Below are 23,033 nucleotides of genomic sequence, written 5' to 3'. Positions count from 1 at the left end.
CGCAGAGAGACACGGAAATGGGTAACTACGAGCACGACGGCATGCCGGTGGTGCGGGAGCTGCAAGGCTTCGACGCGCGCTCCGGCAGCCTGCTGGAGCGCAGCATCTTCAACAACCGCCTGCTGGTGGTGCTGGCCTGTGCGCTGATCACCCTGGTGCTGGGTTATGTGGCGGCTACCCGCCTGAGCCTGACCGCCAGCTTTGAGAAGATGCTGCCGCAGAGCCAACCCTTCATTCAGAACTACCTGGAGCACCGCGACTCGCTGCGCGGCCTAGGCAACACCGTGCGCATCGTGGTGGAGAACCCCGACGGCGATATCTTCGATCCCGCCTATCTGCAGGTGCTCAAGGAGATCAACGACGAGCTGTTCGTGACTCCCGGTGTCGACCGTGCCTGGATGAAGTCGCTATGGACCCCGGCGGTGCGCTGGACCGAGGTGACCGAGCAGGGCTTCCAGGGCGGCCCGGTGATGCCCGACTCCTACGACGGCTCGCCGGCCAGCGTCGAACAGCTGCGCATGAACATCGCCCGCTCCGGCATAGTAGGCAGCCTGGTGGGCAACAACTTCCGCTCCAGCATGATCTTCGTGCCGCTGCTGGAGAAAGATCCGGTCAGCGGCCAGGCCATCGACTACCACGCCTTCTCCAAGGTGCTCGAGGACAAGCTGCGGGCCCGCTATGAAGGCCAGGAGAGCGGGGCGGTCAAGGTTCGCATCATCGGCTTCGCCAAGCTGATCGGCGACCTGCTCGACGGCCTGCTGCTGGTCATGGCGTACTTCGTCGCCGCCGCGCTGATCGCCACCCTGATCATCTACGCCTACACCCGTTGTGTACGCAGCACCACCCTGGTGGTCTGCTGCTCGCTGATCGCCGTGGTCTGGCAGCTGGGCCTGGTGGCGCTGTTCGGCTACGCGCTGGACCCGTTCTCCATCCTGGTGCCGTTCCTGGTATTCGCCATCGGCGTGTCCCATGGCGCGCAGAAGATGAACGGCATCATGCAGGACGTCGGGCGCGGTACCCACCAGCTGGTGGCCGCGCGCTATACCTTCCGCCGCCTGTTCCTCGCCGGCCTCACCGCGCTGCTGGCCGACGCCGTCGGCTTCGCCGTGCTGATGCTGATCGACATCCCGGTGATCCAGGACCTGGCGGTGACCGCCAGCGTCGGCGTGGCGGTACTGATCTTCACCAACCTGGTGCTGCTGCCGGTGCTGCTGTCCTACCTGGGCGTCAGCCAGCGCGCCGCCGCGCGCAGCCTGCGGCATGAGCAGGAAGAGGTGCGCGGCCGTGGCCTGGGCGCACTGTGGAGCGGGCTCGACCGCTTTACCGAGCGCCGCTGGGCCACCGTCACTCTGCTGGTGGCGGCGGTGCTGGCGGTGGCTGGCTTCGTCGTCAGCCTGCAGCTGAAGATCGGCGACCTCGACCCCGGCGCCCCCGAGCTGCGTGCGGACTCGCGCTACAACCTCGACAACGCCTACATCACCGACAACTACTCGCTGTCCAGCGACCTGTTCGCAGTGATGCTGAAGACGCCGAAAGAAGGCTGCCTGAAATACCAGAGCCTGGTCGAGGCGGATCGCCTGGGCTGGTTGCTGCAACAACAGACCGGGGTGCAGACCACCGTGTCGCTGGTCAATGCGGTGCGTCAGGTCACGGCCGGTTCCTACGAGGGCAACCCCAAGTGGCTGACCATCGCGCGCAACCAGAACGTGCTGAACTACGGCGCCCAGCAGGCCTCGGTGAACAACCCGGAGCTGTTTAACACCGACTGCTCGATGATGCCGGTAGTGGCCTACCTGACCGATCACAAGGCCGAGACCCTCGATCACATGGTCAAGGTGGCCGAGCAGTTCGTGCACGAGCACAGCACCGAGCAGCGCCAGTTCCTGCTGGTGGCCGGCAGCGCCGGGATCGAGGCCGCCACCAACATCGTGGTGCGCGAGGCCAACCGCATCATGCTGCTGTACGTCTACGCCGCGGTGATCCTGCTCTGCTTCGTGACCTTCCGCAGCTGGCGCGCGGTGCTGGTGGCGGTGCTGCCGCTGATGCTCACCTCGATCCTCTGCGAGGCGCTGATGGTCTGGCTGGGCATGGGCGTGAAGGTGGCCACACTGCCGGTGATCGCCCTCGGTGTCGGTATCGGCGTGGACTACGCCCTGTACCTGCTCAGCGTGCAGTTGGCCCAGCAGCGCGCCGGCGTGCCGCTGGCCATGGCCTACCGCAACGCGGTGGCGTTCACCGGCAAGGTGGTCGCCCTGGTCGGCGTCACCCTGGCCGCCGGCGTGGTGACCTGGGCCTGGTCGCCGATCAAGTTCCAGGCCGACATGGGCATCCTGCTGACCTTCATGTTCGTCTGGAACATGATCGGCGCGTTGGTGCTGATTCCCGCGCTGTCGCACTTCCTGCTCAGGAAGGCTACCTGAGGGGAGGACGGTGACATGCGCCGGTGGCTGCTCTGGTGCGGGCTGTTGTGCAGCCTGGCCGCGTCGGCCGAAGTGCCGGCGCAGCCCGAGCGCCTGCGCATCTGCGTGAGCGACCACGCCTACCCGCCGCTGACCTTTCCGCACCGCGACGGCCAGGCTCAGTACCTGATCCGGCGCGCGGCGGGGCAGATGGGCTGGCGCGTCGAGTTCGTCGTGTTGCCCTGGCGGCGCTGCCTGAAGGCGGTCACCGCGGGTGATCTCGAGGGCGTGGCGACCGTCGCCGATACCCCGACGAACCGGATCAGGCTGGCGATGCCGCTGCGCCGTGGCCTGGCCAACCCCTCCAGGGCCGTGGGCGAGGTGATCTCGGTGGTGATCAGGCGCCGTGACAGCCGAGCCGACTGGGACGGCGCGCGCTTCACCGGTCTGCATTCCCCGGTAATTCACGAGGCCGGCATCTCGGCCTTTACCGCGCGCCTGGCGGAGCTGGGCCAGCCGGGCCTGGACAGCGCCAACTCGCCGGAACAGCTGATGCGCATGCTGTTGATGGGGCGCGCGGAGCTGGCCCTGGGTCTGGAGCCGCGCATCAGCGAGCTGCTGAAGACGCCGGAGTTTGCCGACCTGCAGCGCCTACCCCGGCAGTTCATGCAGAGCAATACCTACCTGGCCTTCAACAAGGCCCTGTATGCCCGCGAGAAGGTGCGCCTGGACCGCGTCTGGCAGGAGATCGGGCGCATCCGCGCCTCTGCCGAATGGCCGCAGCTGGCGCCGCGGATATATCCGGGCGAAGTTGATGACCAGCCCCCCCGAGCCGGGGGAGGTGAGCGACGCCCATAGCCGGTTTCATTCCATCCCATCACGTCATGGCGAGGGAACGGATATGCGGCTGGGTGCACTGCTGTTGCTTGGATGGCTGTACGCGATGAACGCCGGTGCGGACGAACAGGTGCAGCAGCACCTGCACGAGTTGCGCACGCGCAGTTCGCTGTTGTGTTCCAGCGCGCTGCTGTACTTCAACCCGGCGCTGGAGGCGCAGGATTCCCGCGCGCTGGCCTCCAGCTACGACAGCCTGAATCTGCTAGCGACCCGTGTGGTGCAGTTGGGCCAGCCCGAGCCCGTGGCCGCGCATCTGCGCGACATGCAGCGCCTGTTCAAGGACCTCGAATGCCTGCCCCGGCAGCAGGCGGAGCAGTACCCGCCGCTGTTGCTGCGGCTGTTGCGGTTGCAGCGGGAGATGGAGGTCTGGGCCGAACAGCAGCTGGCGGAGGAGGGCGCCGCGGCCACCACGGCGCAGCTGCTGCGCCAGCGCAGCCGGGATATGGCGCGCCTGCTGCTGGACTATCAGGCGCGCAGCTATCCCTTCCTCGACGGCGAATACCAGGGCCTGGCGCAGGCCGAGCGGCAGGCTCTGGACCAGGGTCTGCAACAGGGCCTGCGCCAGATGCAGAACACCGATGCAGCCCAGGCCGAGGCGCTCGGCAGGGTGCACCAGGGGTACCGCTTCGTGCGTTCGCAGATCCTGGCGAACAGGCCGCGGGAGTCCTCGGGGGGCGTGGAGTTCTATCTGGCCAGGGGCATAGTCGACCTCGACGAGCTGGCCGCCCAGGTGGGCGAGTAGCAGGCTACAGCTTGATCAGCAGCGGGCCGTTGAAGGCCTGCATGATCAGGTCGGCCGGCTGGCCGTGGGCGATCAGCTGGGCCATGGCGTTGAGGTAGGGCGTGACATGGCGGAAGTAGTGCTTGTAGCCCGCGCACAGATAGTTGAGCCCGGGTTTGCCGTCCGGCGTCTCGCTGAAGCGGTTCTTCGGGCACTCGCCATGGCAGGCGAACAGGTAGTCGCAGTTGCGGCAGTAGTCGGGCAGCGCTTCTTCCTTGGCCGCGCCGAAGGCCTGCTGGGCGGGGGAGGCCAGCAGCTCGGCCGGGTCCTGCTCGCGGATGTTGCCGAGACGGTACTCGGGGTACATGTAGTGGTCGCAGGAGTACAGGCTGCCGTCGTGCTCGACGATCGCCGCCTTGCCGCAGCGCGGGGCGAACAGGCAGACGCTGGGCGGCAGCTGGCACCAGGCGGACAGGGCCCATTCGAAGTTCATCACGTGGATGGTGCCGACGTCGTGTCGTACCCACTCGTCGAAGATGGCGGTGAGGAACTCTCCGTAGGCCTCCGGCGCCACGCTCTGCGCCGTCACCTGCGCGTCGGGCTGCTGCAGGTCGTGCAGGCGCAGCTCGGGTGGCGTGGCGAACTGCTGGCCGCGCGCCGCGTCGGGCACCGTCGGTGCGCGCTCGACCACCGGGTTGAACTGGATATGGCGCACGCCGGCGTCCTTGAGGAAGCGATAGACCGCCAGCGGTTGCAGCGTGGTATCGCGCGTCACGGTCACCAGCACGTTGTAGGGCACCAGGTGCTTCTGCAGCAGCGCCAGGCCGTGCATCACGTCGTTGAAGCTGGAGCGACCGCGCTTGTCCGGCCGGTGCAAGTCGTGCAGCTCCTGCGGCCCGTCCAGGCTGATGCCTACCGTGAAGCCCTCGTGGGCCAGGAAGGCGCACCAGGCTTCGTCGAGCAACGTGCCGTTGGTCTGCAGGGTATTGCGGATGGTCTTGCCGTTGGCGAACTCTCGCTGGTAGGCCCGCGCGCGCTGGAAGAACTCCAGCCCCAGCAGGGTGGGCTCGCCGCCCTGCCAGGTGAACTCGACCTCCGGGCTGTGCTGCGCGGCGATGTAGCGCTGCACATAGGCGCGCAACACCTCGTCGGCCATGCGAAAGCGGTTGCTCGGCGGGTGCAGCTGCTCCTTCTCCAGGTAGAAGCAGTAATCGCAATCGAGATTGCAGATCGGCCCGACGGGCTTGGCCATCAGGTGCATGCCTTGCTGCTGCAGATCGCTCATGGTGTGGCCTGTGGAATCAGAGGTAGCCGATCTTGCGCGCATCCTTGAGCACGATGCGTCGCAGCAGACCGACCGAGAGGCGCCTGAGCTGGAAGATCAGGCGGGCGAAGGGGCCTACCAGTACCAGGTCACGGCCCTGCTGCACCGCCTGCACCATGCTCTCGGCCACCAGCTCCGGGTCGCAGCCCTTGTTCTGGTAATACTGCTGCAGGCGACTGATCTGCTCCACGCCTACGGAGGCGGCGATATTCCTGCGGTTGGCCACTATCGGCGTGTTGATCACCCCGGGGCATACGGTGGTGACCTGTATCTCAGTGTCGTTCAGCTCCATCTTCAGCACTTCGCTCAGGCCGTAGACCGCGTGCTTGGAGGCGGCGTAGGCGGCCATGCTCGGGGAGGGGTAGAGGGCTGCGGCGGAGGCCACGTTGATGATCTGGCGCGGGCCGCCGGCCTCGATCATGCGTGGCAGGAAGCAGTAGCAGCCGTGCACCACGCCCATCAGGTTGATGTCCAGCACCCGCGGCCAGTGGTTCAGGTCGCTATCCAGGAAGCGGCCCAGGTAGCCGACGCCGGCGTTGTTGATCAGCACGTCGACCGCGCCCTGGGCGACATGGATGCCGGCGGCCAGTTCGGCCATGGCGGTGGCGTCGGTGACGTCTATCTCATAGCTGAAGCATTGCCCGCCGGCGTCGACTATCTGCTGGCTCAGCGCGGCCAGGCCGCTGGTATCGATGTCGCACAGAAGCAGGATGGCCCCGCGGCGGGCGAAGGCCAGTGCCGTGGCGCGGCCGATGCCTGAGGCCGCTCCGGTGATCAGGACTTTCTTGTTCTTCAGGTCGGCGATGGCCATGGTCGTCTCCGTGGGCCGCGCTGGGCGCGTCCCGATGGGGTCAGGGGAGATAGCGGATTTGCAGGTCCCGCACGTTGCCATCGAAGGCGAACGGCGCGCGGTCGAAGTAGTCCAGCGCCACCGGCGAACCGAGGTCCTGCGCCACATCGAAGGTCTCGCTGGCGGTGAAGGTCAGCGGTGGGGTGAAGGGCGTGGCGCCGCTGGCCACTTCCTCGCCATTGACCAGCAGGCTCAGCTGCACCGGCGAGCCGGGCTTGGCGGCGGTGGCCTGGGTACGCACCTCGATCCGCGCCGGGCCGGCGGCCAGGGGGCGCTCGGCGCGCAGCCTGATGCGGGCCACGGCCATCGCGTTGTATTCGTAGACCACGTGGCCCTTGTCGAGATACAGCGTCACCCCGCCGCCCATGCCGCCCAGCGCGTAGATCACCCCGCTGGCGTTGCCCGGCAACTCGACCTCGGCACTCACCAGGCTGCTGCGGTTGCGCAGGTTGGGCGCGGCGAACTCCGGCAGGCGCTTGACCCGCGCGGTGAAGTGCCACTCCTGGCGGCCGTCGCCGGCCAGCACCGAAGGAGCGAGGAAGGGGTAAAGCCCCGCGCCGATGGGGTAGACGTGGTTAGCCTTGGCCTGGGCGTCGAACTCCGCCTTGAGCTCGGCGAGTTTCTCCGGGTACTTCTCGGCCACGTCGGTGGCCTGCGAATAATCATTGCTCAGGTCATACAATGCCCAGTGATCGTTCTGCGGGTTCCAGCCCATGAACTGGGCAAAGCCCTGGACCCAGGGCTTGCGCGGGCCGAATACCGAGGCCATCCAGCCGTCCTTGTAGATGCCGCGGCTGCCGAGCACCTCGAAGTACTGCGCCGGCTTGCGTGGCTCGGCCGCGGCATCGGCGAAGGTGTAGCCCATGCTCACACCGTCCAGCGGGTCCTGGACCACGCCGTTGACCGACTTCGGTGGCGTGATGTCGAGAAGGTCGTAGACGGTCGGGGCGATGTCGTTGACGTGGTGGAACTGCTGGCGGACCCGTTCGTCCGCCGCGATGCGCTTGGGCCAGGACACCGCCAGCGGCGTGCGGGTACCGCCGAAGTAGCCGGCCACCAGCTTGGTGCCGGGAAAGGGGCCGGAACCGGCCCAGGCCCAGCTGGCGTTGTACATGCTTTCCAGCTTGGCGCCGCCCAGCGCCGGTAGGCCGCCGTACATGCCGTCGAGCACCTTGAGCTGCTGCTCCTTGGGGAAGGTGATGCCGTTCTGCGCGAGCAGCTCGTTGATGGTGCCCTCCATGCCTTCGGCGGAGGCGCCGTTGTCGCCGAACACGTAGAACACCAGGGTGTTGTCGCGCTCGCCCTGGCGTTCCAACTCGTCGAGCAGTTTGCCGGCCTGGGTGTCGGCATGTTCCATGAAGCCGGCGTAGACCTCCATCAGGCGTGCCTGGTAGCGCTTCTGCTCGGCGCTGAGGCTGTTCCAGGCCGGCAGCTCCGCCGGGCGTGGGGTCAGCTGGGCGTCTTGGGGAATGAAGCCGAGAGCCTTCTGGCGCTTGAAGGTCTCTTGCCGGTAGCTGTCCCAGCCGGCATCGAACTTGCCCTTGTACTTGTCCGCCCAGGTCGCGTTGACCTGATGCGGTCCGTGCACGGCGCCCGGCGTCCAGTAGAGGAAGAAGGGCTTGCTCGGGGCATGGGTCTGATGTTCCTGCAGCCAGTCCACGGCCTGCTCGGCGAGGTCCTCGCTGAGGTGGTAGCCGGGCTCGTGCGGCGGCTCGATCGGCGTGGTATTGCGGTACAGGCGCGGCTCGTACTGGGAGGTCTCGCCGGCGAGGAAGCCGTAGAAGTATTCGAAGCCGTAGCCGCTGGGCCAGGTGTCGAAGGGGCCGACCGCCGTGGTGTCGTGGGTCGGCGTGTTGTGCCACTTGCCGAAGGCGGCGGTGCTGTAGCCGTGCTGCTTGAGCACTTCGGCCATGGTCGCCGAGCTCTTGGGAATCTCCCCGGTGTAACCGTCCCAATCGGTGGCTAGCTCGGCGATCACGCCGTTGCCCACTCGGTGATGGTTGCGCCCGGTCAGCAGCGCGGCGCGAGTGGCCGAACTGATTGCGGTGGTGTGGAAGGCGTTGTAGCGGATGCCGCTGTCGGCGACGCGGCTGAGGGTCGGCGTGTGGATGCCGCCGCCCACGGTATCGGCCTGGGCGAAGCCGGCGTCGTCGAGCATGATCACCAGGATATTCGGCGCATCCGCCGGCAGGTGCGACTGCGCCTGGCGCTTCGCGTGCCGCGACTCCTTGAGGGTGGGGCCGGCGTCGCTGGCGGAGGGCGTCGGAGGGAAGGGCAGGCTGTCCTGCGCCATGGCAGCGGGGGCGCTTAACAGCGTGCCGATTGCCAGCGCGATTTCTCCCGCACAGGGCTTCTTGGTCATCTGGGCATCCGTCTTGTCGTTCTATGGCAAGCCCGCAGGGCGTCGAGCGCTGCGGGCTGCTGGGCGGGTCGGGTCAGACCGAGAAGCTGGTGATGTCCTTGGCCTCGATGCCGTTGGCCTTGCAGTACGCCAGGTAGCGCTCGACTCCCGACTTCCAGTTCTCGATGGCGAACAGGTTGTCGTTCTCGTCGAAATACAACAGGTCGCCCTGGGTGATGTTCAGGGTGATGATCTCGTCGCCGTACTCGGTCAGGGTGATGGGGGTGTGGCTGGTGCCGGCAGTCTCGAAGACCACGCCGCCCTCGCGGGAGATCCAGTCATGCTCGATGTATTTCCAGGCGCCCTTGATGGTGTAAACGATCACCGTGCCGGAGTGATGGTGCTTCGGCAGCGTGGCGCCTGCGGGGGCCTTGAGCAGGGTGATGGTCTCCCCGCGCACCGGGTCGCACTTGATGTACTTGAGCAGTACGTCGTTGCTGTAGGGGGAGAAGGGGATCCAGGGCAGGTCTTCGTCGTTGATTGCGGCGGTGTCGATTGATTCGTACAGCATGTGCAGGCTCCTCGGCTCAGGCATGGCGGAATGCTTTCGAGGATTCTGCGCGGGAGTGGGGTTCCTTACCCCCCTCTTGTCGGGTGGTTCAGGTAAGCGGCGGTCTAGGCTGATCGGGGAGATTGATCAGTCGGAGTCCTGCTATAGGCGCTTAGCCATATATGGATGTCCGTTATTGGCCGGTTAGCGACGACCTGGCGACGGCCGCCGCTATGCATTGCATGGTCAAACCTCTGTCTGCTCCGCCATTTCCAGGGCGTCATCTACCTCGATCCCGAGATATCGAACGGTGCTCTCCAGCTTCGTATGGCCAAGCAGCAGTTGAACAGCCCTTAGGTTCTTCGTCCTGCGGTAAATCAGAGATGCTTTCGTGCGCCTCATTGTGTGAGTGCCATACATAGCCGGATCAAGGCCAATGGAACGCACCCACGCTTTAACGATTCGTGCGTACTGCCGAGTGGAGAGATGCTCTGAGCTATGTAGCCGGCTCGGGAAAAGGCAATCCTCGCTGCGAAGATGCGCGTGATGTATCCAGGCTTCGAGAGCAATACGTGTTTGCTCGGTGATCTCAAACTGAACTGGGCGCTGGGTTTTCTGCTGCATGACGATGGCCCGCGATGAAACTCGCTCGCCATGAGCGACATCGCGCACACGGAGTTTGGTTAAGTCGCAGGCTCGAAGTTTGCTGTCGATGGCTAGATCGAAGAGAGCCAGATCCCGGACTCGCTCCGCAATTTGAAGTCTTACCCGGATCGCCCAGATATCTCGTAGACGGAGCGGGGCTTTCTGCCCAACCAGTTTTCCTTTGTTCCAAGGTTGGCGGCTACAGATAGCAATTGTGTGCATGGCTTGTCCTCCACAGATGGGAGAGGACAAGGATCGCCAGTCATGACACTGGGCGCTAACCAGCCAGAAGCAGCGGCTATCTACGAGCTGCAGATTCCCACCTCGAGAGCATCGGCGATCATTTTGGGACAGCTAGATCAGGTCCCCTCAGAAATCCTTAAGCTTTCGCGCGCAGAGTGAAGCCTCCAAACCATTGAGGAGCTTCATCATGCGTTTTCTACTTATTCCTGCCCTCCTGATCGCTAGCACTGCTGCTCTTGCCTCCCCCCAATGCACTACCGCTGACCGCTCCACATGGAAAGACCCTGAGCAGTTCCAAGCTCAACTCAAGGAACAGGGCTACCAGATCAGTAAGTTCAAGATCACCAGTGGTAACTGCTACGAGATCTATGGATTCGACAAGGACAAGCGCAAGGTTGAGATCTATCACGATCCGGTCACCGGGCAGCCGGTGAAGAGCAAGGTAGAAAGCTGATGCGCCCGGCGACCATTCGGCTCTGGGACCCAATTGTCCGGCTGTTCCATGTCTCGGTCGCCGGTGTCTTCGTGAGCAACTACTTCTTCACCGAGGAAGGTGATAGCTGGCACAACTGGCTGGGGTACTACGCCTGCGGCTGGTTGCTGATTCGCGTACTGTGGGGGGTCGTTGGCCCTCGCAGTGCGCGATGGCAGGATTTCTGGCCAACGAAGCGCCGGCTGGGAGCGCACATCACAGCTCTACTAAATGGATCACCTCACCATCGGCTAGGGCACTCACCACTGGGGGCGTTGGTCATGATCCTGATGATGTCTGCGATTGCCCTGCTGGGGCTGACAGGCTATCTGATGCAGGAAGTCGACGCCCTCTGGGGCGTCGATTGGCCAGGGGACCTGCATCGCTGGATTGCCAATGGGCTTGCTGCGCTGGTATCGCTGCACCTTGTCGCTGCAGTGCTGGAGAGTGTACGCCTACGAGATAATCTACCCCTTTCGATGATCACCGGCCGGCGGCGGGTGTTGCCGAAAGAAGACGAGCTTGGCTAGCTTGTCTTCAGGCCGTGCGCGGTTGGCTCGGGAACTCCAGCGTCGCCCTCAGTCCCTTTGTCTGGCCGTTTTGTAGATGTACCGTGCCTCCGATGTGCTCCATAATGGTTCGCACGATGGAAAGTCCTAGACCGGCGCCGCCCTCATGGCCTTCGCTAAAAAAGCGCTCGAATACCTTTTCGAGTTGTTCTTGCGAGAGGCCTGGTCCCTCGTCCTCGACCATCAGAACAATATGCGAACCCCGGCCCTGAAGGCTGACTCGCACGCTAGCGCCTGAAGGCGAGAAGTTGACGGCGTTACTGACGAGGTTCTGCAGGGCAAGGCCGATAGTCATCGGGTCGCCCCGAACGTGGTAAGTGCCTGGTGCAATTTCCAAGGTTGGCTCGACACTCTGCTCCAGCATCCACGGCGTCATTTCAACCAGCGTTTCCGTCGCGACCTTCGCTAGGTCAACATCCTCCCACTGCTGCTGGCCCATGCGCGGCTCGAGCCGGGCGAGCGTGAGCAACTGATTGACTACTCGGCTCAACCGATCAACGCCGCCAATCAAGAACCGCAGCGCCTGATCTCGATCTTCCGCAGTCTTAGCTTGCTCTACGTTCTGTGCATGAAGGCGAAGGATCGCCAGCGGAGTACGCATTTCGTGTGCTGCATCGGCGATGAAGCGCTGCTCACGACGAAGGAGATCGCTGACCTGGCTAAGCAGCCGATTGATCGCAGCCTGCATTGGTTCCAACTCGCTGGGCAGCGGAGCTAGTTGCAAGGGCTCAAGCGACTTGGCGTGGCGACCACGAATGACATTCGCCATGTTCTGCAGGGGTTGCAGTCCCCAACCGATGGCGAACCAAACCAGCAACGCCAACACCAACCCGCCGAGCAGGAAAGGAATCAGTGTATGGCGAACGATGCGACTAACCAGGTCACCACGAACATCCTTCCGCTCTCCGACCCAGATAATGACTTGCTGATCAGGAACCGGGAGCAGGAAGCCACGCCACTGTCTGGTGTCGGCAGTGAAGTCAGAAAAGCCCGGTTTGCTCATGGGGGGCACGATGCTCGGTGCACTAGGCGTATGCACTAGCAACTCACCACTTTCGCGCCAGACCTGAAACGCCAGCTTGTTTTCGTATGGATGACCAACGCCTGGGCTACCAGCCTGGCGTAGAGCCTTGTCGAATGCATCGTAAAGCCGCTCGCGATCATTGGTGGCAAGCGGCAGGCTCATCACGCCCTGTAGTAGTCGGGCATTTTGAGCCAGGTGAGCATCGTAGACCTCGGCGATCTCGTGGCTGCTGTCCCGGTAGTTGTAGTACGCAAGCAGACTGGTCCCGGCGATAAGGAGAACTACCACTCGCCAGAGGGTGCGTTGCCGCAGGGACGTCATAGTTTGCTTTCCACCAGGTAGCCGATGCCGCGAACGGTTCGTATCAGCTCGCCGAACAGTTTCTTGCGCAGGTGATAGATATGGACTTCGAGAGTGTTACTTTCCGCTTCCTCATCCCAGCCGTACAACAACTGGGTCAGCCGCTCCCGGCTAAAGACTTTTCCGGGCTGCGCCAAGAGTTCGTGCAATAACACGTACTCCTTGGGCGTCAGCGAAATAGAACGGCCTTGGTAATGCACTTGCTGCGAGACCGGATCGAGGCTGACACCGCCATGCTCGATCAGTACCGTCGCACGACCGCTACTACGGCGTAGCAAGGCTCGTAGCCGCGCCTTGAGCTCGTTGAGATCGAAGGGTTTGATCAGGTAGTCATCTGCACCTGCATCAAGGCCGGCAATGCGATCGTCCGTCCCATCACGAGCGGTGAGAATCAACACAGGAAGCGACGCCCCGGTGCCGCGGAGGCGCCTGAGAACATGAATGCCATCCAGCCGGGGCAGGCCGAGATCGAGTATCACCAGGTCGAAAGCCTCCTGGGTCAAAGCATGTAATGCGCTGGCACCGTCCTGCAGCCAGTCGATGGTATAGCCCTCTTCACGGAGGCCAGTTCTGAGGCCCTCCCCCAGCGCAGTATCGTCCTCAACCAACAACAGACGCATGCCCAGTCCTATTCTTTCTCAAGGGTTTTGAGTAAAGCAGTGATTTCCTCTCGTCGCCCCTGGTCAGCGAGCTCACGTCCAGGCCTCGGTGCCGCCTGCTGAGCCTGTTCCAGCACCTTGCGTGCTTCAGCATTGCGTCCCTGACGGTACAGGTGGTCTCCCCAGAAATACAGACTGTCGATGCCGTTTGGATTGATGCGCAAAGCTTCCTTCAGCAGCGATTCCGCCTTCTCCGAATCGCCGAAGCCAATTGGCCAGCCCGGCACCCGATCATAGAGAGCAGCGAGGCTGGTGTAAGCAGAGCCCTGCAGGGCTTCAGGATTAATAGCCAAGGCGTTCTCCAGGCTAGCGCGTGCATCCTTCACTTTACTCAGGGCGCCAAGCCCGCCTTCGGCACCGGCCCAGCTGCTGGTGACAATGCCGTTCCAGATCCAGGCTTCTGCAGATCTTGGTTGCTGGCGAGTAAATACGAGCGCGTCGCTCGCCAGCTTAGCGAATTCCTCTTCACGTTCTGCCTCTGGAGTGCGGTACTGAATCTGCGCCCAACGTGTTTGAATGTCAGCGAGCCGCTGCTGGCCTGCAGAATCCAAAGCCCACGTGGACGGTGCAGCCAGAAGCAGTGCGAGTGCGATGAATATGAGTCGTTTCATTTACTAGCCTCTCCGACTTCCGCACGGCTGTGGTGGCGGATCAATGGAAGCTGCTTACGCAGGGCCCGGTCTATCAGGCCTGGCAGCAGGTGGTTCAGGCGCACAAAAATCTTCTCAGGCCAGCCCAGATAAAGCTCACTGAGGTTGCGCTCTATTGCCTCTAGCACCGCGACGGCGACATCTCGAGGATCATCGGTGCCCACCTTAAGCGCGTCATTCAGCGCCCTGGCAGCAGCACCATTCATCGTCGTTCGAGTGGCTCTGGGGGCCACGTAGAGAACATCCACGGACGTATCTGCTAACTCACGCCGCAATGCCTCTGAAAAACCTCTTAGGGCAAACTTGCTTGCGCAGTATGTCGCGTAACCGGGGTAGCCAATTGATCCATAGGTGGAGCCGATGTTCGTGATCAATGCATGTCCCTGCCGACGCAGGACGGGCAGCAGCAGTCGCGTCAACTGCAGGGTGGCCTTGATGTTCAGGTCGAGCAGAGCATCGATCTCATCGTCGTCCATCTCCTCAAACAGGGCGAAACGATTGACCCCTGCAGCGTTGATGAGCAGGTTTACGCCACCTAGTTGCCACGCGGCGCTCAGCACTTCCTGGCGGGCCTTGGCCTGATTCAAGTCAGCCTGCTGCCAGCGCAATTGTTGCGGAAAGCGCTGCCGCAGTTGCCCGAGCCCACCTTCCTGACGACTCACCGCAAGAACCTGTGCACCGGCGTTGCACAGCTGCTCTGCTAGCTGCAAACCAATACCACCACTAGCACCGGTGAGTATCGCGCGGCAGTCAGACAAGCGCATGGTGCACCCCGGCATGGACCTCTGCTCGCGGCAGGCCCCGGAACATGTCTGTGTAGAGACCGTAAACCACCTTGGACGCATGAATGACAGCATCCTGGTCCTCTGGCTGCTCAAGCCGATTCATCAGCGAGCGATAGGTGGCCATGTGTTCCTGGTCCAGTTCGCCATGAGAGCTGAGGTAGCTGAACGCAGTGACCGGAAGCCCCAAGGAACTGCGGATGCTGCCAGCTGCATGGGTGGCCAGAGCGATGCTCGTACCCTCCAGGACATTCACCATGCCGAACAACCCAACCGGGTTGCCCCGCTGAATAGTGTCGTAGAGGAAGGCAACCATCAGCTCGATGGAGAGGGATGGACGGCCATTACGCACCTTCTCGGGATCTCCGCCACAGGCTTCTATGTCGTTGAGAATCCACTGCTCATGGCCGTACTCCTCATCGATGTATTCGCAAACAGCCTTGCGCAGCCATTCAAGGCGGATCGGTAGGCGGGCACCGCACGCCATCATCAATGGCGCCGTATGGCGGACGTGGTAGTAAGCCTGAGTCAGGAAGACAATGTAGCCCTCAAGACTCACAGCCCCACCCAAGGCATCCCGGATCACGGGTACACTGAACAGAGTTTTACGCTCTTCACTGGTTGCGGCTTGCAGGGAGTCGAAGAAAGACATGGGGTAAACCTCATTCGGTTACGAGCTGGTTGAGGGTGTTCTGGTAGTGGAGGTAAATCGCCTCGCGGCGTGGCCGACCGTTGCCAGTCAGCAGTCCATTGCTGGACGCAAACGGTTCGGGAAGGCGAGCCCAGCGATGTACACGGGCATAGTCAGGCAACGAGCTATTGCAACGCTGTACGGCAGCATCCAACTCGGCATCGCTTGTTTCGGAAGAGAGGGGCCACAACAACGCCAGGTTGTGGCTCAGGCCTTCGCCGTGAATGAAGGCCTGGAGAATGGTTCCGTCCTGCGTCAGCTCGGCCTCCACCCACTCCGGATTGACGTTGCGGCCCAGGCTGGTAATGAACTGGTTCTTCTTGCGCCCGAGAATGTGCAGATAACCATCTGCATCGAAGCGACCCAGATCGCCGGTCGATAACCAGGAGCCTATGCTTGCTGGCTCGCCCAGATAGCCCAACATGGTGGTGCCGCGTACCTGAACCTCACCATCCTCGGCCAGACGTACTTCGACATGAGGCAGCGGCCGACCGACCGTACCGGGACGGCTGTGCTGTGGGCGGTTCAAGCAGACCACCGATGCACATTCGGACAGGCCATAACCTTCATAAACCGGGAGTCCTACAGCCTGCGCCCGCGAAAGCAGCCCTTCCGAGACCTTCGCCCCGCCTACCGCAACGAAGCGCAAGGCGCCGACACCCATGAGGCCACGTTCAATAGCGGTGACCAGTCCCAGCAACAACTGCGGTACCAAGATCAGGCTTTGCGCACCGCTCAAGGCAATGCACGTCAACAAACGCTTGATATCGATGCCACTGGCACCGCTCATACCGAGTTGATGCAGGGGCAGCAGCGTAACTTGAGCCCCAGCCAGCAGAGCGGCATATACACCCAGATTCTCCAGCAGCACACCCAGAGGCAGCACTACTAGATAGTGGCTAGGTTGGGTGGGACGGCTGGCTGCTTCAAGCTCATGGGCAACCCTCAACATGGCCTCAGCCGACAAGCACACACCTTTGGGTGTCCCGGTACTGCCCGAGGTGTAGGTGATCTTGGCTGTGCCATCTGGCAACGCATCCGAATGGGTTATGGGGTGTTTCCAGAACATGCCGTCGAACACGTAGCCTAATGCACGTAGCTCTTCGCCCATCACCTCACCGGCTAGCACTAGCGGAGTCTGGCTTTGCTGCAGGCAGTGGGCACGCTGAGAGGGGCTGAAGAAAGGCGGCAATACAATGCAGGGCCGCTCGCTGAATAGCGCAGCCAGGTCCCAGAAGAGCGCTTCTGGTCCGTTGTCCAAGAACAAAGCGATCGGTCCTGCTGGCTGCTCCCGCAAGCGGGACTCGCGCCGCTCGACCTCGGTCAGCAGCTGGGCATAGGTGTAGCGCTGTTCGACACCTCGCACTGCTGCCTGTGGCGACCCACCTTGGGCATGTTTCTGCAAAACCTCGCGGAACCAGCGGAGATTAGGCTGCATGGCCACTTTCTCCCTGCAACCGCGGAAAGCCAAGGCGCTGGAAAATCCCGCGACGCTCCAGTTCTGCATGGCCATGAAGGATGTCGCCGGCGAACACTTGAGGACATAGCTCGTAATACGTGCCCCAATTGCTGCTCGGATCACTCAGACGCTCGGCCTGAGCCTGACCCAGTGCAATGGGTTCCAGCCCCAGGCGATGGAAGCTGTTAACCAAGCTGGAAGTACCAGTGAAGGCCACCCAGCGCAGGCCCCTGGCCGCCAGCAGCCAAGTCACTGCGATGATCAGCAAGCGCGCACCACCCGCAGACAGTGCCGAGAGATTACCGACCTCCACCAGCGCTTCACGCGAAACATCTATTCCGGCTAACCGCGAGACCTCAGTCTCCATCGGTTCATCCAGATATTGTTCGAGAAAGAGTGGACCACTACTGGCTAGGCGAATCCCGACGGCAGCATCCAAACGATCTTGGCCGTCATAAAGCCCAAGCATTTCCGGTAGGAAGTGCTGAACATTCGCCCCATGCGCTTGCTCGAAGCCGCGTTTAACAAACGACTCCAGCTCTTGTCGGCCAGGGGCGTCTTCTCGATGTAGATTCAGATAGGCACAGCGCTCGCCAGCTCCGCCAAAGTGAAGTGGGAACAGTGTTTCCCATTGCAATCGGATCATGTTTTGCCCCCATCGATTGGTTCGATGGAAGGCAGTATCCGAAGCGAATCTGAATGGAGTCTGAAGCTCCCGATACCTCCAATGTTAGAAGCGAAGTATGGGGCTCCCCTTACGGCGGCCTTCGATAGCCACTGTATGACGCGCTAATGGCCGGAAACTGGCTTTCACGAGGGGCTACCTTCGGCCAATAGTCGCCAGTGGCGAATACCTTCGCTAGTCGGAGTGTGCCGCAGTAGGTGCTTCCGCCGAGAACATCGACAAGTACTGCGAAGGCGACGGTTTCGTGACCTCGACTTCCTGGGATGACAGCATGCACGCCAGCTGGGACTACAACAGCGTGTTCGCCAGGGTGAGTCTCATACCGAGCATTACTTTGTCCCATGGCGTCGATGGCTACGGTCCCAACTGCCTGTTCAACGAAGGTGTCAAGGCAGTCAGCCCGGGTCTGGATGCCGAGTACCAGAACACCTTTCCTAGCGGAGCGTCTGCCTTCCGGATAGGCGGCGTAATAGCGCCTTGCCATCTCTATCTCGGCACTTCCAGCCTTGCGCGTGCTGAGCGGCAGGGTAGACCCATACCAGATTCTTGCCGGTTGGGTGGTACAGGCGCCTTCTTGGCGGCTGGTCTAGGCTGCAGAACGGGATTTGCGGGGATATGTCCGGGTTGTGCCAGGCAGTGACGCCTGTAGGGGGCTGAGCGATGGGGAAGGGGCGTTTCATATTCTTGGCTTTCTGCTTGGCCTTTGCTGGGATGGTCAGCGCCGCAGAAGAGGCTGCGGTCTCAGCGCCAGAGACTGCTGAGCTCAAGATCGCCAATCGCAGCATCATCGTGTTTCGCGCCACGGTACTGGGGGAGAACCCCGAGGCTAGGGTCGAGCGTGCGCGCGCAGTGATCAATGAAGTGGTAGGGGGCACGGACGACGTCGAGGTGCGGCTGGACTCTATCCAGGACGACTACCTGGTACTGCTGGGCAATCGCCGAGCGTTTATCGTTTCTCCCAAGGATGTTGGTCCAGGCGATGCGGACGTCCGGCAAACGGCCGAGGCTGCGGCGCAGCGCCTGCGTCAGGTGGTCGGGGAAACCCAGGAAGCCCGCAACCTGCGTTTCCTGCTAATGGCGGGTGGCCTAAGCGCAGCGGCGACATTGCTGTTCATGGGACTGCTGCGTTTGCTTTCCTTCTGCCACCGGCGCCTGCTGTCCTGGCTGCCCGACCGCGTGCAGCGCCACACCAGCGCCTTGAAAGTCGGCCATGCCCAATTGATCGATAGCGGCAACCTGTTGCTGGTGACTCGCCGGCTATTCGGCCTGGTGTATTGGGTATTGGTGTTGCTGCTCACCTACGAGTGGCTGACGTTCGTCCTGCAGCGCTTCCCCTATACCCGGCCCTGGGGTGAAAGCCTGAACGAGTATCTGGTGGGGCTTGCCCGCTATGTGCTGGATGCTGTGGTCAGCGCGATTCCGGGTCTGGTGATTGCGCTGCTGATCTTCTTCATCGCGCGCGGCTTCAGTGCTTTCTGCAGGCGCTTGCTGGAGCGCCTGTCGCGGCCGGGAACCATCAACTGGCTCAACCAGGAGACGCTGCAGCCCACCACTCGGCTGACGTCACTGGCCATCTGGCTGTTCGCCCTGGCGATGGCTTATCCCTATCTGCCTGGGGCGGACACCGAGGCCTTCAAGGGCCTGTCGGTACTGATCGGCCTGATGATTTCCCTGGGCGCGTCCAGTGTGGTGGGGCAGGCAGCCGCCGGGCTGATCCTGACCTATACCCGTACCTTGCGCGTAGGGGAGTACGTCCGGGTTGGCGAAAACGAAGGCACCGTGACCGAGGTAGGGATGTTCACCACCACTATCCGCACGGGGCTCGGCGAGGTGCTGACCCTTCCCAACTCGATGATCACCGGAGCAGTGACCAAGAACTACTCGCGCGTGGTGCAGGGTAACGGCTATGTCGTGGATACCGTGGTCACCATCGGCTACGACACGCCCTGGCGGCAGGTGGAGGCCATGCTCCTCGAGGCCGCATTGCGCACTCCCGGCATTCTGCAAACACCAAACCCTCAGGTGTTCCAGACGGCGCTGTCGGACTTCTACCCGGAGTACCGCCTGGTGGCCCAGGCGATTCCCAGCGAGCCCAGGCCGCGCGCGGTATTGCTCACCATGCTGCACGCCAACATCCAGGATGTATTCAACGAATACGGGGTGCAGATCATGTCGCCGCATTACCTGGGCGACCCCGAGCAGGAGAAGTGGGTGCCCAAGGAGCGCTGGTTCTCCGCACCGGCGCAGGCTAAGGACGAGGCTGACAAGCCATGATGGATTTCGTCATAGGCGCACTTCGCTCAAATCCGGAGCTCGCGGTCTTTCTGGCCATTGCCCTGGGCGTGTTGATCGGGCGCATCCGCATTGGCAGCTTCCACCTGGGCTCGGTGGCGGGCGCGTTGCTGATGGGGCTGCTCATCGGGCAGGTGGGGCTGGAGGTCCCGCATGAGCTGAAATCCGTGTTCTTCGTGCTGTTCATCTATGCCGTGGGCTTCAAGAGTGGCCCCGAGTTCTTCGGCAGCCTGAATCGCGGCACCTTGAAGCTGGTGCTGTTCTCTGTGGTGCTGTGCAGTACTGCGCTGGGCGCCATCTTGCTGATGAACTGGATTTACCAGTTCGACGCCGGCTTCACCGCAGGCCTTGGCGCCGGCGCGTTGACCGATACGGCGATCATGGGCACCGCCAGTAGCGCCATTGCCCAGCTGCCGCTCGATAGTGCGGCGAAGGCCCAGCTCAACAGCCACATGGCCATCGCCTACGCCATTACTTATCTGTTCGGCACCGTTGGCCTGATCGTATTCGTGGGCAGCATCGCGCCGCGGCTGCTCAGGGTTGATTTGCGGGCTTCGGCGCGTGAGCTGGAGCAGGAGCTGGGGATCGCTACCAACCAGGACGATTTCACCCGTGTCCCTTACACGCGCATCGTGGTTCGGGCGCATCGGGCCGTGGAAGGTGGCGCCGCCGGCTCTCGCATCGCCGATATCGAGCGTCTGCACTCATCACTGAGCATCGAGCGCGTGGTCCGTGGGACGCAGGTACTGGAGCGCGCCCCGGACCTGCAGTTGCAGGTCGGCGACATCCTCGGGGTGTACGCGCTACGCGAGGCCGTTGGCCAGCTCAGTCAGTGGATAGGACCGGAGGTCGATCATGCCGAGTCGATGTCCTTCCCGACGCGCACCGTCGATGTGGTGCTGATTGCGGCCGACCTGGCCGGCCATACGATTCATGACATCAAGGCGCGTGTTGTTGGCGCAGAGAGACTCGGCTGCTTCATCAACAGCATCACTCGCCAGGGGCTTGAGCTGCCGCTGTTACCCAACACGGTATTGCGTCGGGGCGATGTCATCTCGCTCTCCGGGCGCAAAGCGAGCGTCGAGTCACTGGCCGCCAGGGTGGGGCGGATCCGGGAAAGCAGCTACAAGTCCGACATAGCCATACACAGCCTGGGCATGGTGATTGGCGCGCTGCTGGGCATGCTGTCGACGCATATCGGCATGATTCCAGTGGAGCTGGGTGTTGGTGGCGGCGTGCTGGTTGTTGCGCTGCTGATTGGCTGGTTCAACTCCCGCCATCCGGAGGTCGGCAACCTGCCGCCCGCGGCGCAATGGGCTTTCTCCGAGTTCGGCCTGACCGCGTTTGGCGCTGTGGTCGGCCTGCTGGCTGGTCCCGCGGCGATTGCTGCCATGCAGGAACAGGGCACAGCGCTGTTGATCTCCGGGGTAGTGGTGACACTGCTGCCGCCATTGGTGGCCCTGTACTTCGGCCGCTATGTCTTGCGCCTGCACCCGATGATTCTGTTTGGCGCCTTGGCGGGAGCCCAGACCGAGGCCGCGTCGATGAACAAGGTCATGGAGCAGTCGGGCAGCAATACGCCGGTAATTGGCTTCACGGTGTGCTACGCCATTTCCAATGTGCTGCTGGCGGTATGTGGTCCGATCATCGTTTTCGTTGCCGCCTGATCTCCCATGTGGGTCATGGATGAGAAGCGGGCGGTAGAGCAGGGCGCAGAACTCCAGCGAGGCCGGCGTCCACTTTAGGTAAAGCAAGGAGAGGGTAGATGAACCTTCGCAGTGCGGCTCTGACGTTGTTGCTGTTCAGCGCATCGGCTTTGGCTGAAACACCGGCGTTGCCCGATGTGCAACTCAGCGCTCAGGAAGAGGCAGAAGTGACGGCCATGGTGCTGCCTGTTCCGGAAGCCTGGATTGGCGATCTGGACGGAATGCGTGAGCGGCGCCTGATACGGGTTCTGGTGCCCTACAGCCGAACCTTCTATGCCGTCGATCGCGGCCGTCAGCAGGGCATCAGCTATGAGCTGGGCAAGGCGCTGGAGGTTTGGATGAACAAGCGCCATCCCTATGAGCGCAAGTCATTCCAGTGGCGCGTGATGTTTATCCCGGTAGCCCGTGACGAGCTGATGCCAAAGCTGCTCGAAGGCGTAGGGGACATTGCCGCCGGAGGCCTGACCATTACCGAGGGGCGCCTGCAGACGGTGGATTTCGGCGCGCCGTTTGCCAGCGGTATCCGCGAGGTGGTCGTGTCGGCCAAAGGCAGCAAACCCTTGAACAAGCTGGAGGACCTGTCCGGGCGCAAGATCACGGTGCGAGCCTCGAGCAGTTACTTCGAACATCTGGTCAACCTGAACAAGAGCTTCCAGGAAAAGGGCTTGGCACCCATAGATGTGGTTCCTGCCGATGAGAACCTGGAGTCCGAGGACCTGCTGGAGATGGTCAACGCCGGGATCATCGACGGCATCGTAGTGGATCGCTACATCGCCGAGGCCTGGAGCAAGCTGTATACCGACATGCGCATTGATGACGGCTTTGCCGTGCACGAAGGTGCCGAGTTCGCCTGGGCTATCCGCAAGGGCAGCCCCAAGTTCAAGACCGAACTGGATGCCTTCGTCAAAGCCCACAAGGTCGGCACGGTGTTTGGCAACACCCTACGCAACAAGTACGTGAAGAACAGCCAGAAGATGTTCAAGTCGACTTCCGAAGCGGAAATGAAGAAATTCCGCGAGACCGTCGACCTGTTCCGCAAGCATGCCCAGACCTACGACTTCGATTATCTGATGCTGATGGCCCAGAGCTTCCAGGAGTCTCAGCTCAACCAGAAGGCGCGTAGCTCGCGCGGCGCGGTCGGCATGATGCAGCTGCTGCCCAGTACGGCTGCCGACAAGGCGGTAGGCATAACCGGAATCGACAAGAGCGCGGACAGGAACATCGAAGCGGGCAGCAAGTACATGCGCCTGCTGGCAGACAAGTACCTGAACGACCCGGAGCTGACGCCGCTCAACAAGACGCTGATGACCTTTGCCGCGTACAACGCGGGCCCGGGCAATCTGCGCAAGTTCAGGCGGCTCGCGGAGAAGTCCGGGCTCGATCCGAATGTCTGGTTCGGTAACGTCGAACACAGTGCCGCACGAGTGGTTGGCCGAGAGACGGTCGATTACGTCGGCAACATCTACAAGTACTACGTGGCCTACAAGCTGGTCGACAAAAAGGGGAAACCGACTGCCGCCGCCCAATAGTCTTTTGCGGGGCTACAGAGAGTCGAACTGCTCACACGGACGTGTTGTGCACTGACATCTCGGACTGAACTTCGTTGAATCCACCGAGGAGTCCTTGCGGCACTCAGTAGCCCGATTTCGTCCCTGGCGGATGGCATTGCGCCAGCATTCAGCCCAGTAAAACTGCGGCTTTACGCCACCCGTCG

General features: G+C 62.4%; 21 protein-coding genes. 9 read left to right on the top strand and 12 right to left on the bottom strand.

Annotated elements, in window-relative coordinates; all coding sequences use genetic code 11:
- The first annotated feature begins 17 nt into the window (after positions 1-17).
- Genes IP89_RS11925 through IP89_RS11915 form a run of 3 tightly spaced genes read left to right on the top strand, consistent with a single transcriptional unit; the run spans position 18 to position 4,038 of the window.
- Positions 18-2,420 carry an RND family transporter gene (locus IP89_RS11925; RefSeq protein ID WP_043309744.1) on the top strand — a complete coding sequence of 801 codons (2,403 nt, stop codon included), beginning with the start codon at positions 18-20 and terminating at the stop codon, positions 2,418-2,420.
- A 15-nt stretch (positions 2,421-2,435) separates the two neighbouring features.
- Positions 2,436-3,257: an ABC transporter substrate-binding protein gene (locus IP89_RS11920; protein WP_043309743.1), complete on the top strand. Its 822-nt coding sequence runs from the start codon at positions 2,436-2,438 to the stop codon at positions 3,255-3,257.
- 43 nt (positions 3,258-3,300) lie between these two features.
- Positions 3,301-4,038 carry a hypothetical protein gene (locus IP89_RS11915; protein WP_043309742.1) on the top strand — a complete coding sequence of 246 codons (738 nt, stop codon included), beginning with the start codon at positions 3,301-3,303 and terminating at the stop codon, positions 4,036-4,038.
- A gap of 4 nt (positions 4,039-4,042) precedes the next feature.
- Here the strand turns inward: IP89_RS11915 and IP89_RS11910 are convergent, their stop codons facing one another.
- From IP89_RS11910 to IP89_RS11890, 5 genes are all read right to left on the bottom strand, one after another.
- Positions 4,043-5,302, bottom strand: a complete 1,260-nt coding sequence (locus tag IP89_RS11910; RefSeq protein WP_043309741.1) for an anaerobic sulfatase maturase — start codon at positions 5,300-5,302, stop codon at positions 4,043-4,045.
- Between the two features lie 16 nt (positions 5,303-5,318).
- Entirely contained in the window at positions 5,319-6,152 is an 834-nt protein-coding gene (locus tag IP89_RS11905; protein ID WP_043309740.1) for an SDR family NAD(P)-dependent oxidoreductase, read from the bottom strand.
- Between the two features lie 40 nt (positions 6,153-6,192).
- Complete coding sequence (locus IP89_RS11900) at positions 6,193-8,553, bottom strand: arylsulfatase (protein ID WP_043309739.1); 2,361 nt, start codon at positions 8,551-8,553, stop codon at positions 6,193-6,195.
- Positions 8,554-8,626: 73 nt separating this feature from the next.
- Positions 8,627-9,103 carry a 2,4'-dihydroxyacetophenone dioxygenase family protein gene (locus IP89_RS11895; RefSeq protein WP_043309738.1) on the bottom strand — a complete coding sequence of 159 codons (477 nt, stop codon included), beginning with the start codon at positions 9,101-9,103 and terminating at the stop codon, positions 8,627-8,629.
- A gap of 225 nt (positions 9,104-9,328) precedes the next feature.
- Complete coding sequence (locus IP89_RS11890) at positions 9,329-9,949, bottom strand: tyrosine-type recombinase/integrase (RefSeq protein ID WP_043309737.1); 621 nt, start codon at positions 9,947-9,949, stop codon at positions 9,329-9,331.
- Positions 9,950-10,157: 208 nt separating this feature from the next.
- Between IP89_RS11890 and IP89_RS11885 the strand changes: the two genes are divergently transcribed.
- Together IP89_RS11885 and IP89_RS11880 are read left to right on the top strand one after the other, a co-directional pair.
- Positions 10,158-10,424: a PepSY domain-containing protein gene (locus IP89_RS11885; RefSeq protein ID WP_043309736.1), complete on the top strand. Its 267-nt coding sequence runs from the start codon at positions 10,158-10,160 to the stop codon at positions 10,422-10,424.
- Complete coding sequence (locus tag IP89_RS11880; RefSeq protein WP_043309735.1) at positions 10,424-10,972, top strand: cytochrome b/b6 domain-containing protein; 549 nt, start codon at positions 10,424-10,426, stop codon at positions 10,970-10,972. The genes IP89_RS11885 and IP89_RS11880 overlap by 1 nt, the downstream gene beginning before the upstream one ends.
- A 7-nt stretch (positions 10,973-10,979) precedes the next feature.
- Here the strand turns inward: IP89_RS11880 and IP89_RS11875 are convergent, their stop codons facing one another.
- From IP89_RS11875 to IP89_RS11845, 7 genes are read right to left on the bottom strand one after another with little or no spacing between them, the layout of a single operon-like run.
- Entirely contained in the window at positions 10,980-12,356 is a 1,377-nt protein-coding gene (locus IP89_RS11875) for an ATP-binding protein (RefSeq protein WP_043309734.1), read from the bottom strand.
- Positions 12,353-13,015 carry a response regulator gene (locus IP89_RS11870; protein WP_043309733.1) on the bottom strand — a complete coding sequence of 221 codons (663 nt, stop codon included), beginning with the start codon at positions 13,013-13,015 and terminating at the stop codon, positions 12,353-12,355. Before IP89_RS11870 ends, IP89_RS11875 begins: the two co-directional genes overlap by 4 nt.
- A gap of 8 nt (positions 13,016-13,023) precedes the next feature.
- Positions 13,024-13,665, bottom strand: a complete 642-nt coding sequence (locus tag IP89_RS11865) for a tetratricopeptide repeat protein (RefSeq protein ID WP_043309732.1) — start codon at positions 13,663-13,665, stop codon at positions 13,024-13,026.
- Complete coding sequence (locus IP89_RS11860; RefSeq protein WP_043309845.1) at positions 13,662-14,468, bottom strand: SDR family oxidoreductase; 807 nt, start codon at positions 14,466-14,468, stop codon at positions 13,662-13,664. The genes IP89_RS11865 and IP89_RS11860 overlap by 4 nt, the downstream gene beginning before the upstream one ends.
- Entirely contained in the window at positions 14,455-15,138 is a 684-nt protein-coding gene (locus IP89_RS11855; RefSeq protein WP_043309731.1) for a TenA family transcriptional regulator, read from the bottom strand. Before IP89_RS11855 ends, IP89_RS11860 begins: the two co-directional genes overlap by 14 nt.
- A gap of 10 nt (positions 15,139-15,148) precedes the next feature.
- Positions 15,149-16,615 (bottom strand): AMP-binding protein, encoded by a 1,467-nt coding sequence (locus IP89_RS11850; protein WP_043309730.1) that lies wholly within the window; start codon positions 16,613-16,615, stop codon positions 15,149-15,151.
- Positions 16,605-17,282, bottom strand: a complete 678-nt coding sequence (locus IP89_RS11845) for a thermostable hemolysin (protein WP_043309729.1) — start codon at positions 17,280-17,282, stop codon at positions 16,605-16,607. The genes IP89_RS11850 and IP89_RS11845 overlap by 11 nt, the downstream gene beginning before the upstream one ends.
- A 253-nt stretch (positions 17,283-17,535) precedes the next feature.
- Between IP89_RS11845 and IP89_RS23895 the strand changes: the two genes are divergently transcribed.
- From IP89_RS23895 to IP89_RS11830, 4 genes are all read left to right on the top strand, one after another.
- Complete coding sequence (locus IP89_RS23895; RefSeq protein ID WP_081963231.1) at positions 17,536-17,961, top strand: DUF1302 family protein; 426 nt, start codon at positions 17,536-17,538, stop codon at positions 17,959-17,961.
- A gap of 71 nt (positions 17,962-18,032) precedes the next feature.
- Positions 18,033-19,595, top strand: a complete 1,563-nt coding sequence (locus IP89_RS11840; RefSeq protein WP_052081054.1) for a mechanosensitive ion channel family protein — start codon at positions 18,033-18,035, stop codon at positions 19,593-19,595.
- Complete coding sequence (aspT, locus tag IP89_RS11835; protein WP_043309728.1) at positions 19,592-21,280, top strand: aspartate-alanine antiporter; 1,689 nt, start codon at positions 19,592-19,594, stop codon at positions 21,278-21,280. The genes IP89_RS11840 and aspT overlap by 4 nt, the downstream gene beginning before the upstream one ends.
- Positions 21,281-21,378: 98 nt before the next feature.
- A complete protein-coding gene (locus IP89_RS11830; protein ID WP_043309727.1) occupies positions 21,379-22,848 on the top strand; it encodes a lytic transglycosylase F in 1,470 nt (489 codons plus the stop codon).
- Positions 22,849-23,033: the final 185 nt, after the last annotated feature.

The organism is Pseudomonas sp. ML96 (assembly GCF_000761545.1).
Classification (GTDB): Bacteria; Pseudomonadota; Gammaproteobacteria; order Pseudomonadales; family Pseudomonadaceae; genus Aquipseudomonas.
Note: the sequence above shows the minus strand (reverse complement) of the source record. Positions and strands in the feature narration are given on the sequence as shown.